At 73.2% G+C, this 24,842-nt stretch carries 22 protein-coding genes; 10 read left to right on the forward strand and 12 right to left on the reverse strand.

Annotation, left to right across the window (positions count from 1 at the left end; all coding sequences use genetic code 11):
• Positions 1-25 precede the first annotated feature (25 nt).
• Positions 26-520, reverse strand: coding sequence for a DUF3145 domain-containing protein (locus tag ACN9M0_RS10855; RefSeq protein WP_366038188.1), 495 nt, complete (start codon positions 518-520; stop codon positions 26-28).
• Between the two features lie 259 nt (positions 521-779).
• Between ACN9M0_RS10855 and ACN9M0_RS10860 the strand changes: the two genes are divergently transcribed.
• Positions 780-1,661 carry an SGNH/GDSL hydrolase family protein gene (locus ACN9M0_RS10860; protein ID WP_426403515.1) on the forward strand — a complete coding sequence of 294 codons (882 nt, stop codon included), beginning with the start codon at positions 780-782 and terminating at the stop codon, positions 1,659-1,661.
• Positions 1,662-1,721: 60 nt separating this feature from the next.
• Here ACN9M0_RS10860 and ACN9M0_RS10865 read toward each other — a convergent pair whose 3' ends face one another.
• Positions 1,722-4,184, reverse strand: a complete 2,463-nt coding sequence (locus ACN9M0_RS10865) for a beta-glucosidase family protein (protein ID WP_366038190.1) — start codon at positions 4,182-4,184, stop codon at positions 1,722-1,724.
• A gap of 156 nt (positions 4,185-4,340) precedes the next feature.
• Here ACN9M0_RS10865 and ACN9M0_RS10870 point away from each other — a divergent pair, with 156 nt between their 5' ends.
• Positions 4,341-4,919, forward strand: coding sequence for a TetR/AcrR family transcriptional regulator (locus ACN9M0_RS10870; protein WP_366038191.1), 579 nt, complete (start codon positions 4,341-4,343; stop codon positions 4,917-4,919).
• A 196-nt stretch (positions 4,920-5,115) separates the two neighbouring features.
• Here ACN9M0_RS10870 and ACN9M0_RS10875 read toward each other — a convergent pair whose 3' ends face one another.
• On the reverse strand, positions 5,116-5,913 hold the full coding sequence (locus tag ACN9M0_RS10875; RefSeq protein ID WP_426403516.1) for an NAD(P)-dependent oxidoreductase: 798 nt from the start codon (positions 5,911-5,913) through the stop codon (positions 5,116-5,118).
• A gap of 49 nt (positions 5,914-5,962) precedes the next feature.
• Here ACN9M0_RS10875 and ACN9M0_RS10880 point away from each other — a divergent pair, with 49 nt between their 5' ends.
• Together ACN9M0_RS10880 and ACN9M0_RS10885 are read left to right on the forward strand one after the other, a co-directional pair.
• Positions 5,963-6,901: a LysR family transcriptional regulator gene (locus ACN9M0_RS10880; RefSeq protein WP_426403517.1), complete on the forward strand. Its 939-nt coding sequence runs from the start codon at positions 5,963-5,965 to the stop codon at positions 6,899-6,901.
• Between the two features lie 8 nt (positions 6,902-6,909).
• Positions 6,910-7,623, forward strand: a complete 714-nt coding sequence (locus ACN9M0_RS10885; RefSeq protein ID WP_426403518.1) for a carbon-nitrogen hydrolase family protein — start codon at positions 6,910-6,912, stop codon at positions 7,621-7,623.
• Positions 7,624-7,784: 161 nt separating this feature from the next.
• On the opposite strand, the gene ACN9M0_RS10890 is transcribed toward ACN9M0_RS10885, so the two are convergent.
• Entirely contained in the window at positions 7,785-9,971 is a 2,187-nt protein-coding gene (locus ACN9M0_RS10890) for a M4 family metallopeptidase (protein ID WP_426403519.1), read from the reverse strand.
• A gap of 147 nt (positions 9,972-10,118) precedes the next feature.
• On the opposite strand from ACN9M0_RS10890, the gene ACN9M0_RS10895 reads away from it, so the two are divergent.
• Entirely contained in the window at positions 10,119-11,081 is a 963-nt protein-coding gene (locus ACN9M0_RS10895) for a LysR family transcriptional regulator (RefSeq protein ID WP_366038198.1), read from the forward strand.
• Positions 11,082-11,304: 223 nt separating this feature from the next.
• Here the strand turns inward: ACN9M0_RS10895 and ACN9M0_RS10900 are convergent, their stop codons facing one another.
• The 5 genes from ACN9M0_RS10900 to ACN9M0_RS10920 all read right to left on the reverse strand — a co-directional run bounded on the left by ACN9M0_RS10900 (position 11,305) and on the right by ACN9M0_RS10920 (position 16,270).
• Positions 11,305-12,123, reverse strand: a complete 819-nt coding sequence (locus tag ACN9M0_RS10900; RefSeq protein WP_366038199.1) for a pectate lyase — start codon at positions 12,121-12,123, stop codon at positions 11,305-11,307.
• Positions 12,124-12,134: 11 nt separating this feature from the next.
• The gene (locus ACN9M0_RS10905) at positions 12,135-12,962 is read right to left on the reverse strand and encodes an EI24 domain-containing protein (RefSeq protein WP_399698394.1); all 828 of its coding nucleotides are present in this window, start codon (positions 12,960-12,962) and stop codon (positions 12,135-12,137) included.
• 10 nt (positions 12,963-12,972) lie between these two features.
• A complete protein-coding gene (locus ACN9M0_RS10910; RefSeq protein WP_399698392.1) occupies positions 12,973-14,625 on the reverse strand; it encodes a protein kinase domain-containing protein in 1,653 nt (550 codons plus the stop codon).
• Positions 14,626-14,763: 138 nt separating this feature from the next.
• Complete coding sequence (locus ACN9M0_RS10915; RefSeq protein WP_366038202.1) at positions 14,764-15,186, reverse strand: organic hydroperoxide resistance protein; 423 nt, start codon at positions 15,184-15,186, stop codon at positions 14,764-14,766.
• 64 nt (positions 15,187-15,250) lie between these two features.
• Positions 15,251-16,270 (reverse strand): NADP-dependent oxidoreductase, encoded by a 1,020-nt coding sequence (locus ACN9M0_RS10920; RefSeq protein ID WP_366038204.1) that lies wholly within the window; start codon positions 16,268-16,270, stop codon positions 15,251-15,253.
• Between the two features lie 105 nt (positions 16,271-16,375).
• On the opposite strand from ACN9M0_RS10920, the gene ACN9M0_RS10925 reads away from it, so the two are divergent.
• Positions 16,376-16,810 (forward strand): MarR family winged helix-turn-helix transcriptional regulator, encoded by a 435-nt coding sequence (locus ACN9M0_RS10925; RefSeq protein ID WP_366038205.1) that lies wholly within the window; start codon positions 16,376-16,378, stop codon positions 16,808-16,810.
• Positions 16,811-16,832: 22 nt separating this feature from the next.
• Here ACN9M0_RS10925 and ACN9M0_RS10930 read toward each other — a convergent pair whose 3' ends face one another.
• Positions 16,833-17,804, reverse strand: a complete 972-nt coding sequence (locus tag ACN9M0_RS10930; RefSeq protein ID WP_426403520.1) for an SCO2400 family protein — start codon at positions 17,802-17,804, stop codon at positions 16,833-16,835.
• A 286-nt stretch (positions 17,805-18,090) separates the two neighbouring features.
• On the opposite strand from ACN9M0_RS10930, the gene ACN9M0_RS10935 reads away from it, so the two are divergent.
• From ACN9M0_RS10935 to ACN9M0_RS10945, 3 genes are all read left to right on the forward strand, one after another.
• Positions 18,091-19,152, forward strand: a complete 1,062-nt coding sequence (locus ACN9M0_RS10935) for a rod shape-determining protein (protein WP_366038207.1) — start codon at positions 18,091-18,093, stop codon at positions 19,150-19,152.
• Between the two features lie 38 nt (positions 19,153-19,190).
• The gene (locus ACN9M0_RS10940; protein WP_426403521.1) at positions 19,191-20,735 is read left to right on the forward strand and encodes a GAF domain-containing protein; all 1,545 of its coding nucleotides are present in this window, start codon (positions 19,191-19,193) and stop codon (positions 20,733-20,735) included.
• 244 nt (positions 20,736-20,979) lie between these two features.
• The gene (locus ACN9M0_RS10945) at positions 20,980-22,164 is read left to right on the forward strand and encodes an MFS transporter (RefSeq protein WP_426405295.1); all 1,185 of its coding nucleotides are present in this window, start codon (positions 20,980-20,982) and stop codon (positions 22,162-22,164) included.
• Between the two features lie 91 nt (positions 22,165-22,255).
• On the opposite strand, the gene ACN9M0_RS10950 is transcribed toward ACN9M0_RS10945, so the two are convergent.
• Positions 22,256-22,894 carry a response regulator transcription factor gene (locus ACN9M0_RS10950; protein WP_366038225.1) on the reverse strand — a complete coding sequence of 213 codons (639 nt, stop codon included), beginning with the start codon at positions 22,892-22,894 and terminating at the stop codon, positions 22,256-22,258.
• A 50-nt stretch (positions 22,895-22,944) separates the two neighbouring features.
• A complete protein-coding gene (locus ACN9M0_RS10955) occupies positions 22,945-24,159 on the reverse strand; it encodes a sensor histidine kinase (RefSeq protein WP_366038209.1) in 1,215 nt (404 codons plus the stop codon).
• A 152-nt stretch (positions 24,160-24,311) separates the two neighbouring features.
• Here ACN9M0_RS10955 and ACN9M0_RS10960 point away from each other — a divergent pair, with 152 nt between their 5' ends.
• On the forward strand, positions 24,312-24,842 hold the full coding sequence (locus tag ACN9M0_RS10960) for a hypothetical protein (RefSeq protein ID WP_366038210.1): 531 nt from the start codon (positions 24,312-24,314) through the stop codon (positions 24,840-24,842).

Below are 24,842 nucleotides of genomic sequence, written 5' to 3' on the forward strand. Positions count from 1 at the left end.
TCTACAATCCGCCGGTGATGGGGCGTCAGACGACCTGGTGCAGCCAGCGGACGGGGGCGCCCTCGCCCGCGTACCGGAAAGGCTCCAGCTCGTCGTCCCAGGGCTTCCCGAGCAGCTTGGCGATCTCCGCCTCCAGCTGGGTCTCGCCCTGCGCGGAGCGCGCGAGGGCGGCCCTCAGCCGGTCCTCGGGGACGAGGATGTCCCCGTGCATGCCGGTGACGGCGTGGAAGATGCCCAGGTCGGGGGTGGCGCTGTAGCGCTCGCCCTCGGCGGTGGGGCAGGGCTCCGCGGTGACCTCGAAGCGGAGCATCTGCCAGCCGCGGAGCGCGGAGGCGAGTCTGGAGGCGGTGCCGGTCTGGCCCTGCCAGGAGAACTCGGCTCTCCAGGTGCCGGGGGACGCCGGCTGGCGGATCCAGTCGAGCTGGACCCTCGCACCGAGGACGCCCGCGACCGCCCATTCGACGTGCGGGCACATCGCGCGCGGTGCGGAGTGAACGTACAGGACTCCACGTGTCGTCACCGGGACCTCCAGTGTGGGACGAGGTTCGCCTTTCCCAGCGGCCTCAGTAAACAGCATCAGGAGTAAAACGTCACAAACCCTCAAAAAGGGGACAGGATGTGACGTGATGTAATTTACCGGAGCCGTTCGGCAAAGGTGCCTCTGGTTCGACGGGGGAAAAGCTACCGTGCCGCACCGTCATCGGTGTGACGTACGGTCGGTCCGGGGGCGGGAGAACACGAAGCTTTCACCCGCCAGGACGCCGAAGGAGGGGCCGGGGATGCGCGGCCGACGCCGATTCCGTACCGCTGTCGCCGTCGCGACGGCCGCGCTGCTGTGCGGCGGGGCGCTCTCCGGCTGCACGGCCGGGGCCCCGGAGGGGGCCTCCCCCGGCAAGCGATCCACGCCGAGACCGGCGCCCCTGTGGGACGTCTCCCCCGCCTCCGTCGCGGCCGTCGGCGACTCCGTGACCCGCGCCTTCGACGCGTGCTCGGTCCTGTCGGACTGCCCCGAGGTGTCGTGGGCGACCGGGACGGACACCGCCGTCAACAGTCTGGCGCTGCGGCTGCTCGGCCCGGAGAAGGTGGCCACCCGCAGCTGGAACCTGGCCCGGACGGGTGCGCGGATGGCGGAACTTCCGGCGCAGATGGCCGGGGCGGCGGCCGAGAAGCCCGAGCTGGTGACGGTGATGATGGGGGCGAACGACGCCTGCAGGGCGACCCCGGACCTCATGACGCCGGTCGCCGATTTCCGCGCCTCGTTCGAGACGGCCCTCGCCCGGCTGCGGGCGGGCGCGCCGAAGGCGCAGGTGTACGTGGCGAGCGTGCCGGACCTGAAGCACCTGTGGTCGACGGGGCGGGTGAGCCCGATGGGGCTCCAGGTGTGGAAGTTGGGGATCTGCGGCGCGATGCTGGCGGACGCGGAGGACCTGGGTCCGGCGGCCGAGCGGCGCCGGGCGGCGGTGCGGGACCGGGTGGTGGCGTACAACGAGGTCCTGGAGGAGGTCTGCGCGAAGGACGCGCGCTGCCGGTACGACGGCGGGGCGGTCTTCGGGTTCCGCTTCGACGGCGGGCAGTTGAGCCCCTGGGACTGGTTCCATCCGAGCAAGGACGGGCAGGCGCGGCTAGCGGAGCTCGCGTACCGGCGGATCACGAAGGAGTGAGGGACCCCGGGGCGGTTGTCAGGTTCCGCCCCGGGGCCGGTTCACGGGGATCCCGGGAGGTCAGACCTCCAGGGTGGCGGTCAGGCGGGCGTCCGTGAGGGAGTGGGCCGCGACGACCTCGTAGGCGCCGGTGACGAGGGTCCAGTCGTGTTTCTCCTCGTCCCAGATCTCGAAGGCGCGGCGGGGCAGCGCGATCTCGGTCTCGACGGTCTCGCCGGGCGCGGCCTCGACGCTCGCGAAGCCGGCGAGCCAGCGGGCCGGGCGTTCCGCCGTCGCGCTCCGCGCGTCATGCGACACAGTGCCGACGGGCGCCAGGTAGATCTGGACGGTCTCGCGACCCGGCCGGTCGCCGGTGTTGGTGATCCGGACGGTGACCGTGTCCGGGGTCACGACCAGGGAGTCGTACGACCAGGTCGTGTAGCCGAGGCCGTGGCCGAAGGGGTACGCGGGGACGGCGCCGGCCTTGTCCCAGGCGCGGTAGCCGACGAAGACTCCCTCGGCGTAGTGGAGTTCGCCGTCGGTCGGGGCGACCTCGGTGACGGGGACGTCGGCGAGGGCGACGGGCCAGGTGGTGGGGAGGCGGCCGCCGGGCTCCTCGGCGCCGGTGAGGACGTCGGCGAGGGCGGCGCCGCCCTCCTGGCCGGGGAACCAGCTGAGCAGGATCGCGGCCACGTCCTCGCGCCAGGGCAGCTCGACCGGGGAGCCGGCGTTGACGACGACGACGGTGTTCGGGTTGGCGGCGGCCACGGCCCGTACGAGGTCGTCCTGGCGGCCGGGGAGGGCGAGGTCCTTGCGGTCGAAGCCCTCGGACTCGACGCGCTCGGTGGTGGCGACGACCACGACGGCGGTGTCGGCGGCGCGGGCGGCCTCGACGGCCTCGGCGATCAGTTCGTCGGGGTCACGGCGGGGACCGAGGTGGACGAAGGAGAACATGACGGCCGGGAGCGGGGCCGCGAACTCCTTGTCCAGGGTGTGGAGCAGGGAGACCTCGACGGTCTCGCCCGCGGTGAGCGCGACCTTGGCGCGCTCGACCGGGGAGCCGAAGAAGGCCTCGAAGGGGTCGGTCTCGGGGCCCATGACCTGCGTGCCGTCGAAGACGGTCGTGCCGGCGACGGTGAGGGTGAAGGCGCCGAGGCCGCGGGTGCCGAAGGCGTGGTCGCCGGACTCGCGCGGGGTGAAGGTGCCGACGACCTCGATGGAGGCGAGGGCCTCGTGGCTGACGCCCTCGGGGAGGTCGTCGCCGATCCACTGGACCTGGCCGTTGGGCAGGGAGCCCTCGCCGAGGAGCCGGCCCTGGGCGTCGCGGCAGCGGGCGCGGAGGGTGAAGCCCTGGTCGGCGGGGGCGAGTTCCTCGCTGGGGTCCGCGCCGATCGTGAAGGTGAGCGCACCCTCGGGGAGGGCGGCGGTGAGGCCGTCGAGCGGGGAGACGACGTGGTCGGGGAAGACCTGGGCGGAGCCGCCGCCGAGGACGCGGGCGTCGCGGGCGGCGGCGCCGGAGAGGGCGACGGTGTGGCCGGCCGTGAGGGGCAGGGCGTCGTTCTCGTTGCGCACGAGGACGAAGCCGCGGCGGGCGATCTCGCGGGCGAGGGCGTCGCCGTCGAGGGCGGCGGGGTGTTCGGTGACGACCGGTGGGGCGCCTTCGAGGGCGCCGACGCGGGCGGCGAGCCGCAGGACGTTGCGCACGGCCGTGTCGACGGCGGACTCCTCGACCTCGCCGGCGCGTACGGCGGCGGCGAGGGCGGCGCCGTAGACGGTGTCGGGGCCGGGCATGGCGACGTCGAGGCCGCCCTCGATGTCGCCGGTGGTGGAGCGGGCGGCCATCCAGTCGGAGACGTTGTAGCCGTCGAAGCCCCACTCGCCGCGCAGCACCTCGTTGACGAGGTGGTGGTGCTCGGTCATCGTCACGCCGTTGACCTGGTTGTAGGCGGTCATGATGCCCCAGGGGCGGGCGTTCCTGACGATGGCCTCGAAGGGGGCGAGGTAGATCTCGCGGAGCGGGCGCGGGGCGATCCTGTTGTCGACGGTGAAGCGGTCGGTCTCGGCGTCGTTGCCGACGAAGTGCTTGACGGTGGTGCCGACGCCGCCGTCCTGGACGCCCTGGACGTAGCCGCTGCCGACGGCGCCGGTGAGGTACGGGTCCTCGCTGTAGGTCTCGAAGTGGCGGCCGCCGAGGGGGCTGCGGTGCAGGTTGACCGTGGGCGCGAGGAGGACGTGGACGCCCTTGCGGCGGGCCTCCTGGGCGAGCAGCCGACCGGCCCGGCGGGCGAGCGCGGGGTCCCAGGCGGCGGCCAGGGCGGTCGGGGACGGGAGCGCGACGGACGGGTCGTCGGCGGTCCAGCGGACGCCGCGGACGCCGATGGGGCCGTCGGACATGACCAGGGACTTCAGGCCGATCTCCGGCAGGGCGGGCAGGGACCACATGTCCTGGCCCGCGAGCAGCCTGGTCTTGGCGTCCAGGTCGAGCTTGCCGAGCGCCGCCTCGACGACCGTGTTCCTCACGGTCTCCGCGCTGGTGTCCGCCATGGCCGTACCTCCTCGTTGACTACCGATGACCCCGATGCGCCCATCGTGCACCCACCTACCTGTAGATCGGTAGGTTACGTTATTGTTCTGTTATATATGGGGGCCGACGAGGGGGTACCGTCCTGTCGGACGAACCTGTGAAAGGGGGCCACGGCGATGGTGCGGGCCAGAAGCGAGGAGCGGCGCGCGGACATCCTGCGCGCCGCCCTCGAAGTGATCGCCGAGCGCGGCTACCGGGGCGCCACCCTCGGCTCCGTCGCCGAGCGCGTCGGGCTGACCCAGCAGGGGCTGCTGCACTACTTCCCGACGAAGGAGGCGCTGCTCGTCGCGGTCCTGGAGGAGCGGGACCGCTGGGACACCAGCGGGGGCCGCGACCGCGAGGGCTGGCGGCTCGACCTCCTGGAGTCCCTCGTCGAGTACAACGCCATGCGGCCGGGGATCGTGCAGACCTTCTCCGCGCTGCTCGGCGAGAGCGTCACGGACGGGCACCCGGCGCGGGAGTTCTTCACCGAGCGGTACGCCCAGGTGCGGGCCAACATGGCGGACGTCCTGCGCCTGGAGTTCGGCGAGCGGCTGCCGGGCGGGCTGACCCCGGAGCGGGCGGCGCCGCTGCTCACGGCGGTGATGGACGGGCTCCAGTACCAGTGGCTCCTCGCCCCGGGGGCGGTGGACATGCCGGGCGCCTTCCGGGACTTCCTGCGGCTGCTGCACGGGGACTCCCCGGACAGGCCCTGAGGGTCGGGTGCGGGGCCGACGGGAATCGAACCCGCGGGGTACGGCCTCCAGGTCCGGCGACCGCCCACTCACCCCGGGCTTCGGGGACCTCCTCCGCCCGGCTTCGCAATGGACCGCTCTGCCACGGCCCCACACCCTGCGGCACCGCGCGCGGCACCGCTGCGCCGGAGTCCAGGGCGGGCCTACCGGCTGGTCGCTAGCGGATGACGGCCGCCAGGTCCTCGCCGAGCAGGGCCGGGTCCGCGGTCAGGGCGGCGTGGACGGCCTCCAGGACCGGGAGCTTCGCCGAGGACGCGGCCAGGGCGACGTCCTTCGCGGCGAGGGCGACCGGGAAGTGGGAGCCGGTGGCGGTGGCCCGGCCGACGGCGCCGGAGAGGGGCCCCTCGGCGAGGGTCCGCAGGGCGAGTTCGCGGGGCAGACCGAGCGCGCCGGCCAGGGTGAGGGCCTCGGCGACGAGGGCGACCCCGCCGATGACGGCGTTGATGAGGACGAGCTTGAGGGCGGCGCCCGTGCCGGGGCCGCCGCAGGGCGTGACGGTCCCGAGCCGCGCCAGGACGTCGGCGACGGGCGCGGTGTCACCGCCCGCGAGGATCAGCAGCTCACCGGAGGCGGCCCGGTCCACGCTGCCCATGACGGGCGCGTCGATCAGGGTGACCCCGTCGGGGAGCCGGGCTTCGAGGGCGGCGACGGTGTCCGGGCCGACCGTCGAGGTGTCGATCCAGTGGGTGCCGGGACGCAGCGCCGGGATCAGCCCGTCGGCGACGGCGAGGGCGGCGGCCGGGTCCGCGAGCATCGTGATGACGACGTCGGCGTCCCGGACGGCCTCGGCGGGGGTCGCTGCCTGGGCGGCACCGTCGGTGACGAGGGCGTCGGCCTTGGCCGCCGTACGGTTCCAGACGGTCAGAGGGTGTCCCGCGCCGAGCAGGCGGCGGGCCATCGGCAGGCCCATGGATCCGAGGCCGAGGAAGGCGATCTTCTGCGGGGTGTTCTTCATGGCCTCGACGCTAGGACTGCCCGGTTCATGCGACAAGCGAATGTCTAGCATGGCTCCCATGCCTGTCTCGCATGGCCTGTACGAGGCCTTCCTCGCGGTCGCCCGGGCGGGCTCCTTCACCGCCGCCGCCCACGCGCTCGGCTACACCCAGTCCGCCGTGTCCCGCCAGGTCCAGTCCCTGGAGGAGGAGACGGGGGCGGTGCTCTTCGAGCGGCTGCCGCGCGGCGTGCGCCTGACGGAGGCGGGCCGGGTGCTGCTGCCGCACGCCGAGGCGGTGCGGGACCGGCTGGTCGCGGCCCGGGCCGAACTGGAGGCGCTGCGCACCCTGGAGGGCGGTCTGCTCCGGCTCGGCTCGTTCTCCAGCGCCAACGCGGCGCTCGTGCCCGGCGCGCAGGCCGCGTTCCGCCTGCTCCATCCGGGGGTGGCCGTCGCCCGTACCGAGGGGCCGTCCGTGAAGCACCTGGGGCTGCTCGCCGCCGGGGACCTCGACCTCGCGGTGGTCAGCCCGGCCGCCGCCGCTCCCCCGCCGGAGGGCGTGACGCTGCACCACCTCCTGGACGAGCCGATGCTGGTGGCGCTCGCCCGGGGGCACGCGCGCGCGGGGCGGCGGGCGGTGCGGCTCGCCGAGCTGGCCGACGAGGAGTGGATCGTCGGCAACGAGCGCCTGGAGGACACCTTGTTCCGTCCGGCGGTCGCCGCCGGGTTCCGGCCGCGGACCGGGCTGATCGCGCACGACTGGATCGCCAAGCTGGGGGCGGTGGCCGCCGGCCTCGGCGTCACCCTCGTGCCGGCGCTCGCGGCGGCGGCCGTGCGCCGGGACGTCGTGCTCGTCAGGATCCACCCGGACGACGTCCCGTACCGCCGGATCCTCGCCGCCGCCCCGCCGGTCCCGACGGCGGCGGCGACCGCGTTCCTGGAGGTGCTGCGGGAGACGGCGGAGGCCCTGCGGGGGTCCCCGGGATTTCCCCGCGGCGGGCGGGCGGGATGATGAGGGTCATGATCGTCGCAGCCACCCAGTTCGCCCCGGTCGCCGGGGACATCGACGCCAACGTCCGTACGATCGCCGGCCTGGTCCGGGCGGCCGGGGCCGAGGGGGCCCGGGTCGTGGTCTTCGCCGAGCTCTCGCTCACCGGGTACGAGCCGTCGCTGATCCGGGACACCCCCGGTCTGTTCCTGACCGAGGACGACCCCCGCCTCGCCCCCGCACGGGAGGCGTGCCGGGCCGTCGGCGCGGCGGCCGTGGTCAACGGGCCGGTGCGGACGGGCGGTTCGGGCGCCGGGATCACGACGTTCGTGATCGGCCCGGACGGCTCGCTCCTCACCCGCTACGACAAGCAACACCTGTACGGGGTCGAGGCGGAGGTCTTCGAACCGGGCGGCACCGACGGGCGGTTCACGCTCGACGGGGTCCGATTCGCGCTCGCCACCTGCTACGACAACCGCTTCCCCGGACTCGCCGAGCGGGCCGCGACCGACGGCTGCGCGGTGTACCTGGCGAGTTCGGTGCTCGCCGCCGACAACGACTCCTTCGAGGAGGTGTATCCGGCGCGGGCCCGGGACTTCGGCCTGTACGTGGTGCTCGGCAACGTCCTGGGGCCCAACGAGGACGGGATCGGTACGGGCAGGGCCGGGGCCTGGGGCCCGGACGGCGAGCGGATCGCCGACGCGGGCGCGACGGAACCGGGGTTCGTGCTCGCCCAGGTCGGCTGAGACGTACGAAGGGCCGGGCGGCCGTGGACGCACGGGATGCCGGGCGGCCGTGGGACATACGGCCGCCCGGCTCCGGGGAGGCCGTCACGGAACCCCCGGTCCGCGACGGCACCCCGCCCCCGTTACGGGGCGCTCATCCCCTTACGGGGTACTCAGGCCCTTTACGGGGCGCTCAGGCCCAGCGTGTACGCGCCGGAGCCGCTGTACGCGTCGACCACGTACCGGTAGTAGCCCGCGGTGCCGTAGTAGCTGGTGTCCTCGTCGGCGGTCGCCGTGCCGCCGACGGCCACGTCCACCCAGGCCGACCCGTTCCACTTCTGCAGGTACAGGTCGAAGTCGGCGCCGGCCGGACCGCGCAGGCAGCCCACGTGGGTGCCGGAGGTCGCCGAGTAGTAGTACGAACCGTCGGGCTGGGCCTCGGCCTCACCGTCGTTCAGCGAACCCTGGTACGTGTACTCGGTGTTGTCGCAGCCGGTGGGCGGGGTCGTGGTGCCGACCGACAGCTGGTAGGTGACCGTGTGCGTGGCGGAGCCCGTACCGGTGACGGTGATCGGGTACGTCCCGTCGGCGGTGCCCGCGGCGACCTGGACGGTCATCGTGGACGAGGAGCCGGAGGTCACCGAGGCGGGGCTGAAGGAGACGGTGACCCCGCTCGGGGCGCCGCTCGCGGAGAGCTGCACGGTCTGCGCGCTGCCGCCGGTGGTGGAGGTGTTCACCGTCGAGGTGACGGAGGCACCGGCCTGCGTCGAGCCCGAGGACGGGTTCAGGGCGAGTGAGAAGTCCGGGGTGGTGGTGCCGCCGCAGTCGGTCTCACCGGACTGGGCCGGCACGCCGACCGCGTTCCAGGCCGCCTTCACGGCGTTGCACTCGGCGCTGCCGTAGGTGTTCTTGGCGGTGGTCAGGGTCGCCTTGCGGGCGGCGAGGTGGTTCCAGGAGGAGGTCTTCATGAGCAGGGCGCCCATGAAGATCTTGCCGGCCTTCTGGATGCCGATGCCGGTCACGGAGGACGGACCGCCGGAACATATCGGGCTGCTGGGCTTGCCGCCGCCGGGGTTGGAGCCCTCGGCGAGCAGGTAGAACCAGTGGTTCTGCGGTCCCGCCGCCGCGTGGACCTCGGTGCCGGAGGTCAGCTGCGGGTAGCAGTTGGGGGCGTTGTCGGCGAGCGAGGGGTTGTACATGTAGCGGATCGGCTTGTTGTCGCCGAGGAAGTTCAGCTTCTCGCCGACCGTGTAGTCCGGGGTGTCGTTCGGGTTGTTGGCGTAGTGCTCGGTGAGCGCGCCGAAGATGTCGCCGGTCGACTCGTTCATGCCGCCGTTCTCGTTGGACGAGCCCGAGCTGCCCGGCGTCTTGTCGAAGATCTCGTGGCCGTACTCGTGCGCCACGACGTCGATGCCGGTGAGCTGCATGCTGCCGGTCTGGTTGTGGCCGTACGTGGTCTTCGTACCGTCGTAGTACGCGTTGACCTCGCCGAGGCCGGCGCGGGCCGGGACCATGCCGCCCTGCCCGTTCTGGCCGTTGTAGCCGAACCACTCCTTGACCATGGAGTGTTCCTTCTGCGCCGCGTACATGATGTCGACGCAGGCGGTCACCAGGTCGTTGGCGGTGCCGTTGCCCCACGGCGAGGAGCCCGTGTAGGCGCTGCCGTTCTGCCCGCCGCACTTGAAGGCGCCGCGGCTGGTGTCGGTCATCGAGGTCGCGGCGGTGTCGATGGTGACGTTGCCGTTGTGGTAGCCGCGGCCGTCGGCGTGCAGGATCTTGTCCGTGGCGCGGGCGACGGACCCGGTGCGCGCGTCGACGAAGGTGTCGAGGGAGCTCGGGGCGCCCTGCGCGGTCCGGCCGATGACCAGGGTGTGCCAGGTGAGGACGGCCTTGCCGCCCTTGAGGAGCACGGTCAGCTCCGGGGCGCTCGCGCTCTCGACCGAGGCCAGCTGCTTCCGGGCGGTGGCGAGGGCCGCCCCGGCCGTCACCTTCGCCTTCGTGGAGACCTTGATGGCGGGGGCCGGGGCGCCCGTGACCTCGCGGACCTTGCCGGAGCTGTCGGAGACGACGACCGCGTCGCCGCCGACGACCGGGAGGCCTCGGTAGGTGCGCTCGTACGAGGCGTAGTACAGACCGTTCGCCCAGGGGGTGACGGACGTCCGGACGAGGTCCTCGTCGGCGCCGTGCCGCAGCTCGTCGAGACCGCTCGCCGCGGCGCCGTCGGCGGCGGCGAGGGCGAGGGACTTGCCGTGCCCGGGCGGTACGGGCTGCGCCTGCGGGGCCGCGGCGGCGGGGCCCGCGAGGGCGGTCGCGAGGCTCGCCGAGAGCGCCAGGGCCGCCACGGTCGCCGTGAGTCTGGTGGGGTGCAACGTCTGCTCCGATCGGGGTGTGGATCGTGGTGGGGGAGACGGGTTGTCGCGCCGAGTATGGGCGTGGACATGGCTAGTTCGGGACATCTCATCCGGCATAAGACGCGGGTTATGGTGCGGCCGCACGGCGCTGCGTACGCTGCTGAAATGCAGCTGGAGTTGAGGCATCTTGAGGCCGTCTGCCGGATAGCGGAGGCGGGCAGTCTGGGGCGGGCCGCCGGGCGGCTCGGGGTCTCCCAGCCGGCCCTCTCGGCGCAGCTGCGGCGGATCGAGCGGGTCGCGGGCGGGGAGCTCTTCCTGCGCGGCCGGCACGGCGTCGAACCCACCCCGCTGGGCGAGTTCGTCCTCTCCAAGGCGCGGCTCGTGCTCGGCGAGATGGACGCGCTGGCCGCCGGGGCGCGGGCCGTCGCCCCGCACACCCCGCTGCGGCTCGGCTGCATCCTGCTCGTCCTCGTCGACCGGCTGCTCGGGGAGCTGGAGCAGATCATGGCGGGGCAGGAACTGGCCGTCACCGTGGAGCACTCGGCGACGACGCTGACCCGGCAGCTCGGCGCCGGGCGGTACGACGCCGTCCTGTACGGGGAGGTCAACGACCACGAGGTGCCGCTGCCCGAGGGGACGACGGCCCGCACCCTCGTCCCCAAGGAGCCCTTCTGCGTGCGTCTTTCGGCGGCGCATCCGCTCGCGGGCAGGGAGCGGATCGCGCTCTCCGAGCTCGCGGGCGAGTCCTGGATGACGCTGGTGGAGGACGACGACGGCGGCCCCGAGGCGCTGGTCGCGGCCTGCGAGAAGGCCGGGTTCGCCCCGTCGATGCGGCACCGGGTCGCCGACCGCAAGATGCACTACGACCTGATCGCGGCGGGCCGGGCGATCTCGATGAGCCAGCCGACGGCCCCGCCGGCGGAGGGCACGGTGCTGCGTCCCCTGGAGGGCGATCCGGTGACGGGGCGGATCCGGCTCGCCTGGAACCGTGCGGCGGTCCCCGCCCCTCAGGCGGAGCTGCTGTACCGGGCGGCGGCCCGCGCGTACCTGGCGAACGTGGACAACAACGCCTTCCACCGGGCGTGGTGGGACGCGCGCCCGGAGCTGCACCCGGTCCTCGAGGGCTGAGGACCGGACGCCGCGGGCCTTCTGGTCGTACGAGAGGTCCCCGAAGACCGAGCACCGGACGCCGCCGGCCTTCTGGTCGTACGAGAGGTCCCCGAAGACCGAGCACCGGACGCCGCCGGCCTTCTGGTCGTACGAGAGGTCCCCGAAGACCGAGCACCGGACGCCGCCGACCGACCGACTGCGCCCGGTCCCCGAAGGCCGAGGACCCGGCGCGGCGGGCCTTCTAGTCGTACGAGAGGTCCCCGGCCGAGTAGCGGCACGTGGTGCCGTCCGGGCCGGTGCCGATCTCCGTGGGCTCCTTGCCGGTGTTGTTGCCGGTGAAGCGGGTGCACGGCTTGATCTTCTTCTTGGCGTCGCCGTGGATCCGGATGTTCCGCAGGGTCGCGGTGTCGCCGTAGTTGGCGTTGACGCCGACGATCGACTTTCCGGGCGCGGTGACGTCGACGTCGTTGACCAGGATCGTGCGCGCGTACTGCTTCTTGCAGTTGCCGCAGGAGCGGACCAGCTTGCCGAAGTCGGCGACCTGGAACTTGGTCACGACCAGCTTGCCCGCGCCGTTGAACTGGAAGACCTTGTCGGAGGCGCCCTTCGCGCCGCCGCCGTACACCGCGTACACCGACGAGGCGGAGGTGCCCTTGAAGGTGGCGGCGTCCTCGCCGACGTTCTCCCACCAGACGTTCTGGAGGGTGCAGCTGCCGAGGCAGTGGACGCCGTCGGCGGCCGGGGTGCCGATGATCACGTTCTTGAGGACGGCGCCGTCCTTGAGGACGAACACCGGCTTCTGGCTCTCGTCCTGGCCGTCCGAGCCGAGCTCACCGGTGCCGTAGAAGCGCTGGAGCTTCCCGTCGTACGTGCCGGAGACCTCGATGGTCGTGGCGACCGGCTTGCTGCCCCTCGCCGCCGGCCAGGCCGCGACGGCGCTCGCCGCGCCCGCCGGGGCGAGCAGGGAGCTGGTGACGATCGCGGCCCCGGTGACACCGAGGGCGCTCAGGCCGCCGATCACCGCGCGGCGGCGACCCGTCTTCCGCTTGTGTGACGTCATGTGTTCCTTCTTCAGTGGGGGAGGTGATGCACCCCCAGGTCGCCACCGGAGGAAGGAAGGTTGCCGCCTTCTTGATCGTTTTCTTCGGGGAGGTCTTCCGCGTCCTCGCCGCGCAGGTCACGGGCCATCAGGGTGGCTCCGGCGACCGCTCCCGGCATGAGGAAGACGGCCACGAAGGGCACCAGGAAGGCGAGGGTCAGCGGAACGCCGAAGCCCAGGACGGCCAGTCGCCGGCCGCGCAACAGTCCCAGGCGCTCCTTGAGTTCGACGCCCCGGCGCTGGAGCGCCACGGCCGTCAGCTCCTCGGTGAGGAAGAAGCCGGAGACGGCGAAGCCGATGGCCGGGACGACGGTCTGGCCGACGACGGGAATGAACCCGCAGGCGAAGAGGAGCACGCCGTAGAACGCGACGCGCAGCAGGATCCGCAGGCTGTCACGGGCCGAGATCCACAGCTCGCGCCAGAGCGGAAGCCCAGACTCGGGGACGTCGCCGCCCTGGCTGCGGTCGACCTCCTCGGAGAGCGACTCGTAGAAGGGCTGGCCGACGAGGAGGGTGACGGCGGTGAAGGTGATGACCGCGAGGAAGAGCCCGAAGGAGAAGACGAGCGCCGTCAGGGTGCCGCGGAAGATGCCGAGCCACGGCGAGGTCCAGTCGTCGGCGAACGGCGTCGCCCACGCGGCCAGGTCGTCGGCGCCGTAACCCAGGCCGACGAGCGCCCCCGCGTAGAGGACGAGCGTCACGAGCCCGGGCAACAGCCCGAAGCCGAACCACCGCCCGTGCCGCCCGACCCACTTCTGGCCCTGCACCAGGTACTTGAAACCCACCCCGAGATCACGCATGGGGGCCACCCTAACCGCCGGTCGTACGGAAGGATTCCAGGGCCGTGTCGAAGTGACCGCGGGCCTCGGCGACGCGGCCCACCGGGGCGGACACCCACAGGTCGTAGAGGGTCCCGGCCTGCTCCCAGCACAGGTCGACGGTGTGCCGCGGGCCCTCGGCGGCGGTGAAGCCGTTCCAGGTGAACTCCCAGCGGGCGGCGGGCAGTCCCTGGTGCGTGGTCTCCTCGACCGTGGCGTCGCGGTAGCCCCGGTTGGTCCTCGGGCCCTCCGCGTCGGCGGTACGCATCACCCCGATCGCGCCGCCGGCCGGGATCGCCCGGATCCTGATACCGACCCAGACGGCCCCGTCACCCGTCGTGTAGAAGACCCGCTCGCCGTCGGTCGAACGGCGCGCCCCGGCGGGCACGGCCAGGGTGAAGCCGCGCTCGTCCTCGACGGCCGCGTATCCGGCGGGTACGGGGCGGGGCGCGGGGGTCGTCGTGGTGGTGCCGGTACGAGTCGCGGACCGGGAGCTCTCCGGGCCGGCCGGGCCCGCACCCGTCGACGGCTCGTCCCGTCCGGCGAACAGCACGGCGACCGTCACGGCCGCGACGGAGGCGGCGACGGCGGCGGCCACGAAGGGCAGCGCGAGCGCACTCCGGCGCCCGGCCCCGGAGCGGCCCGGGCCGGTGGCGTCACGGCTCGCGTCGCTGCCGGCCGCGCCACGGCCCTGCCCGTTCGGTCCGTCGGCTCCGTCGGGGTGCGGCCGTGCCTCCGGGGTGCCGTGCAGCCTCGGGGTGGCGGCGAGCCCGGCGTCGCGCGCGGTCGGGGGGTGGTGGCCGCCGGCCACCGGCGTGGGGGCGTCCGCCGCGTCCTCCCCCGCCGCGCAGGCGGCCAGCATCCGGCGGGCCTCGGCGGCGCCCAGGCGCCGGTCCGGGTCGCGTTCGAGGAGGCCGCGGACGACGGGTACGAGCGGCCCCATCCGTTCGGACGGCCGGATCTCCTCGTACACGACCGCGTGCAGGACGGCGCCGATCGAGTCCCGGCGGAACGGCGAGGTGCCCGTCGCCGCCGCGCACAGGAGCGCGCCGAGGGACCACAGGTCGGAGGCCGGGCCGCCGTCCTCGCCGCGCATCCGCTCCGGCGCGGTGTACTCGGGGGTGCCGACGAAGACCCCGGTGCCGCTGAGCGTCGTGGCGCCGGGGAGGCTCGCGATGCCGAAGTCGGTGAGGACGGCGCGGCCGGTGCCCTGCTCCAGAAGGACGTTGGCGGGCTTGACGTCCCGGTGCAGCACCCCGTGGGCGTGGGCGGCGGACAGCGCGTCGAGGAGGTCGAGCCCGAGCCGGGCGGCCTCCCCGGCGGACAGGACCTCGCCGGCGGCCAGCCGGTCGGCGAGCGAGCCGCCGTCGACCAGCTCCATCACGAGGGCGGGCCGTCCCTCGTGCTCGACGACGTCGTGGACGACGATCACGTGGGGGTGGCGGACCTGGGCGACGACCCGGGCCTCCCGCAGGGCGCCTGCCGGATCGGCTCCGGAGTCGAGCGCGAGCGTCTTGACGGCGACCGGGCGGCCGAGCAGCTCGTCGGTGGCCCGCCGGACCACTCCCATGCCGCCCTGGCCGAGCCGCTCGCCGAGGCGGTACCGCCCGCCGATCAGCCCGTGGCCGGCCCCATCCGATCCCATGTCCGCCCCGCTGCGCGACGCCACTCGACTCCCCCGTCCGTAGGACACGGACATGATGCCGCAGCCGCCCCGTGAACGGCGAGGACCGCACCCCGGTCGGCCGGGGTGCGGTCCTCGTGTGCGGTCGTGCGGCCGGACTCAGACGGCGAGCTCGACCGTGATGTTGCCGCGGGTCGCCTTGGAGTACGGGCAGACCTGGTGGGCCTTCTCGATCAGGCTCTTGGCGGTCTCGACGTCCACGTTCGGGATGGTCGCCGAGATCTTCACGATGATGCCGAAGCCGTCGTCGTTCTTGCCGATGCCGACCTCGGCGGTGACCGTCGAGCCGGAGACGTCGGCGTTCTCGTTGCGGGCGACGACGCCGAGCGCGCCCTGGAAGCAGGCGCTGTAGCCGGCCGCGAAGAGCTGCTCGGGGTTGGTGCCCGCGCCGGAGCCGCCCATGGCCTTGGGCGGGTTCACGACGACGTCGAGCTGACCGTCGTCGGTGGCGACACGGCCGTCACGCCCGTTCTCGGCGGTGGCGACGGCGGTGTAGAGGACGTCGGAGTGCTGGATCGACATGCGAGGTACTTCCTTCATGGGTTCGCCGCGACTCGCGCCCACGATCGCGGCGGCTGAGGGAAGACTAGCGGGTCGCCGAGACGATCATCTTTCCGGTGTTGTCGCCGCGGAGCAGGCCGAGGAAGGCGTCCACGCCGTTCTCGATGCCCTCGACGAAGGTCTCGCGGTGCTTCAGCTCGCCGGAGGCGAGCCAGCCGCCGACCTCCTGGACGAACTGGTTCTGCAGGCCGTAGTGGTCGCCGACGAGGACGCCCTGGAGCCGCAGCCGCTTGCCGATGATCATCGCCATGTTGCGCGGTCCCGCGACCGGCTCGGTGTCGTTGTACTGGGCGATCATGCCGCAGATGGTGGCACGGCCGTGCACGTTGAGCGAGGAGATCGCGGCTTCGAGGTGGTCGCCGCCGACGTTGTCGAAGTAGACGTCGATGCCGTCGGGGGCGGCCTCGCGGAGCTGGTCCTTGACCGGGCCGTTCTTGTAGTTGAAGGCCGCGTCGAAGCCGAGCTCCTCGACGAGGAACTTGACCTTCTCGTCGGATCCGGCGGAGCCGATGACACGGGAGGCGCCCTTGAGCTTCGCCATCTGGCCGACCTGGCTGCCGACGGCGCCGGCCGCGCCGGAGACGAAGACGGCGTCGCCCTCCTTGAAGGAGGCGACCTCGAAGAGGCCGGCGTAGGCCGTGAGGCCGGTCATGCCGAGTACGCCGAGGTAGGCGGAGAGGGGGGCGAGAGCCGGGTCGACCTTGGTGGCGTGCTGGGCCGGGACCTCGGCGTACTCGCGCCAGCCGAGGCCGTGCAGGACGTGGTCGCCGACGGCGAAGCCCTCGGCGTTGGAGGCGACGACCTCGCCGACCGCGCCGCCGTCCATGGGGTGGTCGAGCTTGAAGGGCGGGATGTACGACTTCACGTCGTTCATGCGGCCGCGCATGTACGGGTCGACGGAGAAGTGCAGGTTGCGCACGAGGATGCGGCCCTCGGCGGGCTCGGCGACCGGCGTCTCGCGCAGGGCGAAGTCGGCCGGCACGGGCCAGCCGTGCGGGCGGGCGACGAGGTGCCACTCACGGCTGGACGCGGGAAGAACGGACATGAGCACGGCCTCCAGAAAAGCTTGAGATCACAAAAGGTTCACTACCTCAAACAACCATGCGCCTAGATATTTAACGTTGTCAAGTATCTGAGTAGACTGACTCCCATGCCCACCTCACGCACGGACCCACTGACCCTCGAAGTCGTCGAGCTGATCGGCACGGTCGTGGCGCGCTACTACGAGGAGTACGAGCAGGCGGCGGCACAGCACGCGCTGACCGGCGCCCAGGCCCGCGTCCTCGGCCTGCTCGCGCTCGACCCGCTGCCGATGCGGCGCATCGCCCAGAAGCTGAAGTGCGAGCCGTCCAACATCACGGGGATCGTGGACCGCCTGGAGGCCCGGGGGCTGGTCGAACGCCGCCCGGACCCGGCGGACCGCCGCGTCAAACTGGCCGTCCCCACGGAGGAGGGCCGCGACACGGCCCGCCGCCTCAGGGAGTCCCTCGACTTCGCCCGCGAGCCGCTCGGCGAACTGACGGAGACGGAGCGGACCCTGCTGCGGGACCTGCTGAAGCGGATGCTGGGCACGGACGTGGCGTGACGCGCCCCGATCCGGACGGGCCCTAGACGCACCACCAGAGGAAGCGGGTGCACGTCGGTGTCGGGCTGGGGGTCGGGGTTTCGGTCGGGGTGGGGTCCGTGGTCGACGGTGTGGGCCCGCCGGCCGTACCCGAGCCGCTCGGCGTCGGGCCGCTCGCCGTCGTGGACGCGGTCGCCGCGGGCGGGGCGGACGGGGAGGCCGGGCCGGTGGTCGTCGGCGCGGCCGTCGGGGCGTCCCCGGTCCCCTGACCCGTACCCGTCCCCGTACCCGTACCTGTACCCGTACCCAAGCCTGATCCTCTGCCCGTACCGGATCCCGAGCCCGCGCTCACCTGGCGGGGGCGTGCGGAGACCGTGCCCGGTGCGTGCGTCGCCGGGGACGGGCTCGATCCGGTCGGCGGTTCGGTGGTGTCGACCGGCTCCGGCGACAGCGGGGTCTCGGTGACCTCCAGTTCCTCCACGGCCGTCGCGGCGCCGTTCTGCGGCGGCTCCTCCAGGGCGAGCTTCGCCCAGGTCAGCGTCCCGGCCGCGAGGACCAGGCCCACCGTCCCCACCAGAACCGTGCGGCCCCGGCGCGAGTGCGAGCGCCGCCCCCGCCGCGCGGTGGAGCGGCCCCGGTCGGCGCGGCCCTGCGCGGCGACGCGGGCGGCACGGCGTCCGCCGGGGGCCGGGCGCGGTGGTTCGAGAACGTCCAGCTCGTAGACGTGCTCGGGCGCGGTCCGGTCGGCGTCGTCGGAGGTCGCCGACGGGTCCGGCTCGCCGTAGACCATCGGGCGGTCCGGCTCGCCGTACGCCATCGGACGGTCCGGCTCGCCGTAGATCGCGGGCCGGTCCGGCCCGCCGTAGCCGCGGTCCGGGGTGTGGACCGGCGTGTAGACCGGTGTGTGGACCGGTATGTGGGGGGTCTCGTACCGCAGTTCCTCGACGGGAGTCCCGCACCCGGCACAGGCGAGGGCCCCGTTGAGATGCCGCCGGCACGCGTGGCAGTAGTCCATGGGGCCCGCAGGCTATGCGGCCCGGTGCGGCGTCAGGTAGGCGCGGAAGTGAGGATCCTGTGTGGAAACCGCAGGTGGTCGGCGGTGCGCCGTGATTCTCCCGCTTCGGGAAGGATCGCCTCCGGAACCTCCTCACCCCGAGTGCGGAGTCCGGCACCGCCCGCACCGGGGCCCCGGGCGGCGCATCCCAGCGCGCGCCGCGCCCCGGGGGGCCGGACGATGCGAACAGGACCGCGAATCGCGACCCACCTCGCCCGTGCCAGCACCGCACTCCGGAGGATCCGCCGTGACCGTCAGCCTTGAGCAGCTGCGTCGTTGCCATGTCGCCGTCGACCTGGGTGCCGCCCGCACCCGGGTCTTCGTCAAGGGCGCCGGACTCGTCGTCGACGAGCCGAGCGTCGCCGCCGTCAACACCCGTACCGGGGCGCTGATCGCCGTCGGTGCCCTCGCCGAGAAGATGACCGGCCGCACCCCCGACTACATCCGGGTCGTCCGCCCGGTCTCGGGCGGCACCGTCGTCGACATCGAGATGGCGCAGCGGATGCTCCGTCACCTCCTCGGCGAGAAGCTCCGCCGGCAGCTGCGCCGCAAGCCCCGGCTGCGCGCCGCGGCCTGCACCCCGCACGACAGCGATCCGCTGGCGCAGCGCGCCGCCGTCGAGACCCTCGTCGGTCTCGGGGCGCGCCGGGTCGAGCTGGTCGACACCCTGATCGCGGCGGCCGTGGGCTGCGGGCTCCCCGTCGAGCAGCCCACCGCGACCATGATCCTGGTGTGCGGGGCGGCCACCACCCAGGTCGCGGTGCTCTCGCTCGGCGCGATCGTCACGGCGGAGCGGATGCCGGTCGGCGGCGACGCCATCGACCACGCCGTCATCCAGCACCTGCGCCACCACCACGAGCTGATGCTGCCGAGCCAGTCGGTGCGCCCGCTGCAACTGGCCCTCAGCGGCAACGGGCTGACGACACAGGGCCCCGCCTGGACCGAGATCCACGGCCGGGACGTCGCCACGGGCCTGGCCCGCTCGGTGACCGTCGACACCGCCGCCGTACGGGACGCCATCCACACCCCGCTGACGGCGGTCCTCGACGGCATCGGGAAGGTGCTGCGGGACTGCCCGCCGGACCTGGTGGCCGACCTCGCGGACCGCGGGATCATGATGGTGGGCGGCAGCGCCCTGCTGCCGGGCCTCGACCAGATGCTGCGCGAGGCGACCGGGATGCCGGTGCACATCGCCGAACGGCCCGACGTGTGCGCGGTCCTGGGGCTCGGCGCGATGCTGGAGGGCAAGGTCCAGCCGATGATCCTCGACCCGCTGTCGGAGCGGAATCCGCTCGCCGACGAGGACTGAACCGACCGATACCGGCCGATTCGTACGACAATGAGACCATGACGATCATGGATGAGGACGCCCGGGCCACGGACACGGACGAGGACTCCCCCCGCCTGCCCGTGCTGCTCGAAGCGGTCCTCAGCGTCGGCACGGACCTCGAACTCCGCACCACCCTCCAGCACATCGTGGACTCCGCCACCGAGCTGACCGGAGCCCGCTACGGGGCGCTCGGGGTCGTCGACCCCGAGCGGCACCGCCTCACCGAGCTCTTCACCTCCGGCATGACGGACGAGGAGCGGCAGCGCATCGGCCGCCTCCCCGACGGGCACACCGGGCTGCTCGGCGTCCTGACCCAGGACCCGCAGCCGCTGCGGCTCGACGACCTGACGGCCGATCCGCGTTCCTCCGGCGTGCCCGCGGGCCATCCGGAGATGCGCACCTTCCTCGGCGTCCCCATCCGCGTCCACACCCAGGTCTTCGGCGATCTGTACCTCACCGAGAAGCGCGCGGGCGGTTTCACCGAGGAGGACCTCGCCCTGCTGCGGGTCCTCGCCTCCCAGGCCGGGATCGCCATCGGCAACGCCCGCCTGTACGAGACGGCCCGGCAGCGGGAGCGCTGGATCGAGGGCGCGGCCGCCGTGACCACGGCCCTGCTCACCGGCGCCACCGCGGAGAACGCCCTGACGACCGTCGCCGAGCAGGCCCGCATCCTCGCCGGCGCCTCGGCCGGCGTGGTCCTCCAGCCCACCGAGGAGGGCGGGATGGAGATCGTCGCCGCCTCCACCACGGACGACCCGGGCGAACTGGTCGGCACGACGATCGCGCCCGGCTCCCCCGTCCTGGTCCAACTCCTCGGCGGGGAACCCGTCTTCGTCGAGGACTCGGCGACCGATCCGCGGATGACCACGCACGTCCGGTCCCGTTTCGGTCCGTCGATGATGCTGCCGCTGCAGAGCGGCGGGAAGCTCATCGGCACCCTCGCCCTGCCCCGGCGGCGCGGCGACGCGCCGTACTCGGCGGTGGACCGGCTGCTCGCCTCGCAGTTCGCCTCGCAGGCGGCGCTCGCGCTCGTCCTCGCGGACGCGCGGCACGACCGGGAGCGGCTCGCGGTCTTCGAGGACCGCGACCGGATCGCGCGGGACCTGCACGACCTGGTCGTCCAGCGGCTCTTCGCCACCGAGATGATGCTGGAGTCCACCCGGCGGCGGGCCGCCGGCTCCTCCGACGAGAACGCGCTGCTCGAGCGGGCCGTGGACGAACTGGACTCGACGATCCAGGAGGTCCGGACGACCATCTTCGCGCTCCAGCAGCCGCCGGCGGACGCGCCGGCCTCCTTCCGGGGGCGAGTGCTGCGCGAGACCGGCGGGGCCGCGGCCCTGCTCGGCTTCCAGCCGTCCGTGCACTTCTCCGGCGCGGTCGACACGCTCGTCGACGAGGACACGGCGGACAGGCTCCTCGCCGTACTGCGCGGGGCGCTCGCGGCGGCGCACCGGCGGCCGGGGGTCGGCGCGATCACGGTCGAGGTGTCGGCCGGGGACGACGGCGCCCGGCTCCGGGTGGAGGACGACGGCACACCGCCGGTCACGGTGACCTGGCCGTAGGACGGTGGGGCGGTGGAGACGTAGGACGGTGGGGCGGTGGAGCGGTGGAGACGTAGGACGGTGGGGCGGTGGAGCCGTAGGACGCTTGGGCCGTAGGGCGCTTGGGCCGTAGGACGGTGGAGCGGCCGTACGGCACCCCCCGTACGGAGCAGTCCGGCGCGCCGGGGGCCTCTCCCGGATCTTGACTGGTGGCGTGACCACCGAGACCAAGCCCCCGACAGCGGCGGCCTACCGCAATCTGGTGATGGCCACCATCGGCTTCACGCTCACCTTCTGGGCGTGGGACCTGATCGCGCCGATCGCGAGCTGGTACGGCGACCGGCTGGATCTCAGCTCCTTCCAGCAGTCGCTGCTCGTGGCGGTGCCCGTCCTGGTCGGTTCCGTCGGCCGCATCCCGGCCGGCGCGCTGACCGACAGGTACGGGGCGAAGCGGATGTTCCCGCTGGTCTCGGCGCTGACGATCATCCCGGTCCTGCTCCTGATCGTGGTCAAGGACAGTTACGGCCTGCTGCTGGTCGTCGGCTTCCTCCTGGGCCTCGGGGGTACGACGTTCGCCATCGGCATCCCGCTGGTCAACTCCTGGTTCCCGCCCGCCAAGCGCGGACTGGCACTCGGGGTCTTCGGCATGGGCATGGGCGGTGTGGCGCTCTCCGGCTACTTCACGCCCCGGATCGCCAAGCACGGCGAGAACCTGCCGTTCATCGTGGTGGCGATCGCGCTCGCCGCGTACGCGGTGCTGGCCGCGTTCCTCATCACGGACCGGCCCGACCGGCCGGTGCCCACGGCCTCCCTCGCGACCCGGCTCCGCTCGGCCGGGCGGCTGCGGGTCACGTGGGAGCTGTCGGCGCTGTACGCGATCGGGTTCGGCGGCATCGTCGCGTTCGGCGTCTACCTGCCGACGTACCTGAAGACCTGGTACGAGCTGGACCCGACGGACGCGGGCACCAAGGCGGCGGGCTTCGCCCTGGTCACCGTCGTCTTCCGGCCGATCGGCGGCTGGGTGTCGGACCGGGTCCACCCGGCGCTCGTCACGGCCGTCGCGCTCGGGGTCGTCGCGCTCCTCGCGATCGTCCAGGCCTTCGACCCTCCGCTGAACCCGGGCGGCACGATCGCCCTGCTCATCATGGCCGCCGGGCTGGGCACGGCGAGCGGCTCCGTCTTCGCCCTCGTCTCCCAGGTCACCCCGCAGGCCAAGGTCGGCAGCGTGACGGGCATCGTGGGCGCGATGGGCGGCCTGGGCGGGTTCCTGCCGCCGCTGGTGATGGGTGCGATCTACAGCGCGAAGGGGTCGTATTCGATCGGCTTCATGCTCCTCTCCGACCTGGCGCTCGCCGGCTGCGTGTACGCGTACGGCCGGATGCGCGGGATCCGCCCGGACGGCGAGACCTCGAACCCGAAGCCGACCGAGGTCACGGCGGGCCACCCCTAGGGGAACCCTCAGGTTCCGGAACCTAGGGTGCCGGTACTTCCGGCACCCTCAGGTTCCGGAAGTACCGGCACCCCAGGTGCCGGAAGTACCCTCAGGCGCCCACTCCCAGGAACCGCAGCACCGCCAGGACCCGGCGGTGGTCGGCGTCCGCCTTGGGGAGATCGAGTTTGGCGAGGATGCTGTTGATGTGCTTGGCGACCGCGCTCTCGCTGACGACGAGCTGGGCGGCGATGCCCGCGTTGGAGCGACCCTCGGCCATGAGGGAGAGCACCTCCCGTTCGCGGGCCGTCAGCCGTTCCAGCGGATCGTTCGACCGCCGTACCAGCAGCTGGGCGACGACCTGCGGATCGAGCGCGGTGCCGCCGTCCGCGACCCGCCGCAGCGCCTCGATGAACTCCTCGACGTCCGCGACCCGCTGCTTGAGCAGATAGCCCACGCCGCTGGTGTTGGCGGCGAGCAGGTCGGCCGCGTAGCGCTCCTCGACGTACTGGGAGAGCAGCAGCAGGGCGGTCGACGGCCGGCTGCGGCGGATCGACAGCGCGGCACGCACCCCCTCGTCCGTGAAGCCCGGCGGCATCCGGACGTCCACCACGGCCAGGTCGGGCCGGTGCTCCTCGACCGCGGCCAGCAGGCCCTCGGCGTCGCCCACCTCGGCAGCCACGGCGAAGCCGGCCATCTCGACCACCTTGACCAGCCCCATCCTCAACAGGACGGAGTCCTCGGCGATCACCGCACGCCTCACACCGGGCTCCCCCTGTCCCGCGCCCGGGGCGGCACCCTTCAGCTCTGACACGGCAGATCCACGCTCATCATGGTCGGTCCCCCCACCGGGCTGGTCATCCGAAACGTTCCGTCGACGGACCGCACGCGCTGGGCGAGCCCCGTCAGGCCGCTTCCCTTGCCGGGGTCGGCCCCGCCCAGGCCGTCGTCCTCGATCATCACCCGCAGTATCCCGCCCAGCCGGGTGACCGTCACATCGGCCCGGGTCGCCTCCCGGGCGTGCTTGGCGACGTTCGTCAGCGCCTCGGAGACGACGAAGTAGGCGACCGCCTCGATCGCCGGCGGCGGCCGTCGCGGCAGGTCCGCCCTCAGCCGTACGGGCAGCGGGGCACGGGCCGCGAGTCCCGACAGGGCCGCGTCCAGGCCGAGTTCGTCCAGGACGGCGGGGTGGAGGCCGCGCACGAGGCTGCTCAGCTCCTCGATCGCCTCCTTCGCCTCCCGGTGCGCCTCGTCGATCACCTCGCGCGCCTCGGGCGGGAGGTCCGCGAGCGTGGCCTTGGCTATGCCCAGGTTCAGCGCCAGCGAGACGAGTCGTTGCTGCGCTCCGTCGTGCAGGTCCCGTTCGATGCGCCGCCGTTCCGCGTCGGCGGCGTCCACCGCGCCGGCCCGGCTCTCGGTGAGGTCCTCGACCCGCCGCGCCAGGTCCTCCTCCCTGCTGCGCCCGAGCAGGGTGGGGACCACCTGGCTCTCCAGGCGTACGAGGGCGGCGGTCAGGGACGGGACGGCGGCAAGCACGAGCAGTCCTGTCACGGTGAGGAACGCGGCTTGCGTGGAGTATCCGGGGTGCTTGATCCGCCATTCCCAGGGGATCGCGTAGACCCACACCGAGGTCAGGGAGACGACCAGTCCGGCCGGGATCAGCGCCACCACCACTGCTTCGAGCGCGCCGAACAGCGTCCCGGCCAGGGCGTGGTAGCCGAACTGGCGCCACGGCCGCCGCCATCCCGGGCGGGGGATGTCGATGCCGAGCAGCCGCCGGAAACGCCAGCAGTGGGCCACGGTCAGCGCCGGCACGCAGAACACCGTCGTCACGACCACGAATCCCAGGACGATCGGCGCGCTGTCGTCCGCTCCTGCGATGACCCCCCACACGAGGCCGAAGACCACGGACAGCAGGGAAACCATGAGGAGATGGAGCGGCGCCCCCAGAGCGAGGAAGGACGCGTCGCGCGTCAGGCGGGTGAGCGCACGCCGCAGCCGGGTACGGATCTTCATGCGACCACCGTAGGCGCCGGTCTCCGCGGCCTGCCATGAACCTGTCGTCCGCATCGGGGGTGCAACCAGTGCCACCCCAAGACGGACAACGGTGTTACTGACTCCGGAGGGCCGCGACCGGAGGGTTGATCACGAGCCCGACGGCCGGGTTCGTGACACCGGAAGAGACCTCCGACATGGCCCTCGCCTCCTTCATCCCCCTCGCCACCGACGGTGGTCGCCCCGCGAGCGGCACGGCCCACGGCGAGCTCCGCCTCGGCCGCACCCGCCGCCGGCAGGGCCTCGTGCTCATGGGCGCGGGCCTCGCCCTGCTGCCCTGGCTCGGCTACCTCGCCGGCACGCTCCCGCCCGCCGAGGCCGCCGCCTGGATCGGCCTCGACGCCCTGGAGGCCGCCGCGCTGCTCACCGCCGGCAGCCGTCTGCTGCGGGGCGACGCCCGTCACCGTGTGCCCGCGGCCGCCGCGGCGGCGCTCCTCCTCGCGGACGCCTGCGTCGACCTCGCCACCTCCGCCGGCGGCCCGGAACTGGCCGTCGCCGTCGCCATGGCCGTGCTCGCGGAACTCCCCCTCGCGGTCCTGTGCGCGGTGATCGCCGCACGCCCGCCGCGGAGTGCACGGTGTGGTCCCCAACCTGGGCCATCGGTCACGCCACCCCCGCGGCAGGGGCAGAATTCCTCCTGGTAG

The sequence above is a fragment of the Streptomyces sp. R-07 genome, assembly GCF_049913175.1.
GTDB lineage: Bacteria > Actinomycetota > Actinomycetes > Streptomycetales > Streptomycetaceae > Streptomyces.

What these genes read in the sequence shown, in the direction of transcription:
- ACN9M0_RS10860 (WP_426403515.1), top strand. Translation starts at nt 780, where the DNA reads ATGCGCGGCCGACGCCGATTCCGTACCGCTGTCGCCGTCGCGACGGCC.
- ACN9M0_RS10865 (WP_366038190.1), bottom strand. Translation starts at nt 4,184, where the DNA reads ATGGCGGACACCAGCGCGGAGACCGTGAGGAACACGGTCGTCGAGGCG.
- ACN9M0_RS10870 (WP_366038191.1), top strand. Translation starts at nt 4,341, where the DNA reads ATGGTGCGGGCCAGAAGCGAGGAGCGGCGCGCGGACATCCTGCGCGCC.
- ACN9M0_RS10875 (WP_426403516.1), bottom strand. Translation starts at nt 5,913, where the DNA reads ATGAAGAACACCCCGCAGAAGATCGCCTTCCTCGGCCTCGGATCCATG.
- ACN9M0_RS10880 (WP_426403517.1), top strand. Translation starts at nt 5,963, where the DNA reads ATGGCTCCCATGCCTGTCTCGCATGGCCTGTACGAGGCCTTCCTCGCG.
- ACN9M0_RS10885 (WP_426403518.1), top strand. Translation starts at nt 6,910, where the DNA reads ATGATCGTCGCAGCCACCCAGTTCGCCCCGGTCGCCGGGGACATCGAC.
- ACN9M0_RS10895 (WP_366038198.1), top strand. Translation starts at nt 10,119, where the DNA reads ATGCAGCTGGAGTTGAGGCATCTTGAGGCCGTCTGCCGGATAGCGGAG.
- ACN9M0_RS10900 (WP_366038199.1), bottom strand. Translation starts at nt 12,123, where the DNA reads ATGACGTCACACAAGCGGAAGACGGGTCGCCGCCGCGCGGTGATCGGC.
- ACN9M0_RS10905 (WP_399698394.1), bottom strand. Translation starts at nt 12,962, where the DNA reads ATGCGTGATCTCGGGGTGGGTTTCAAGTACCTGGTGCAGGGCCAGAAG.
- ACN9M0_RS10910 (WP_399698392.1), bottom strand. Translation starts at nt 14,625, where the DNA reads ATGGGATCGGATGGGGCCGGCCACGGGCTGATCGGCGGGCGGTACCGC.
- ACN9M0_RS10915 (WP_366038202.1), bottom strand. Translation starts at nt 15,186, where the DNA reads ATGTCGATCCAGCACTCCGACGTCCTCTACACCGCCGTCGCCACCGCC.
- ACN9M0_RS10920 (WP_366038204.1), bottom strand. Translation starts at nt 16,270, where the DNA reads ATGTCCGTTCTTCCCGCGTCCAGCCGTGAGTGGCACCTCGTCGCCCGC.
- ACN9M0_RS10925 (WP_366038205.1), top strand. Translation starts at nt 16,376, where the DNA reads ATGCCCACCTCACGCACGGACCCACTGACCCTCGAAGTCGTCGAGCTG.
- ACN9M0_RS10930 (WP_426403520.1), bottom strand. Translation starts at nt 17,804, where the DNA reads ATGGACTACTGCCACGCGTGCCGGCGGCATCTCAACGGGGCCCTCGCC.
- ACN9M0_RS10940 (WP_426403521.1), top strand. Translation starts at nt 19,191, where the DNA reads ATGACGATCATGGATGAGGACGCCCGGGCCACGGACACGGACGAGGAC.
- ACN9M0_RS10945 (WP_426405295.1), top strand. Translation starts at nt 20,980, where the DNA reads ATGGCCACCATCGGCTTCACGCTCACCTTCTGGGCGTGGGACCTGATC.
- ACN9M0_RS10955 (WP_366038209.1), bottom strand. Translation starts at nt 24,159, where the DNA reads ATGAAGATCCGTACCCGGCTGCGGCGTGCGCTCACCCGCCTGACGCGC.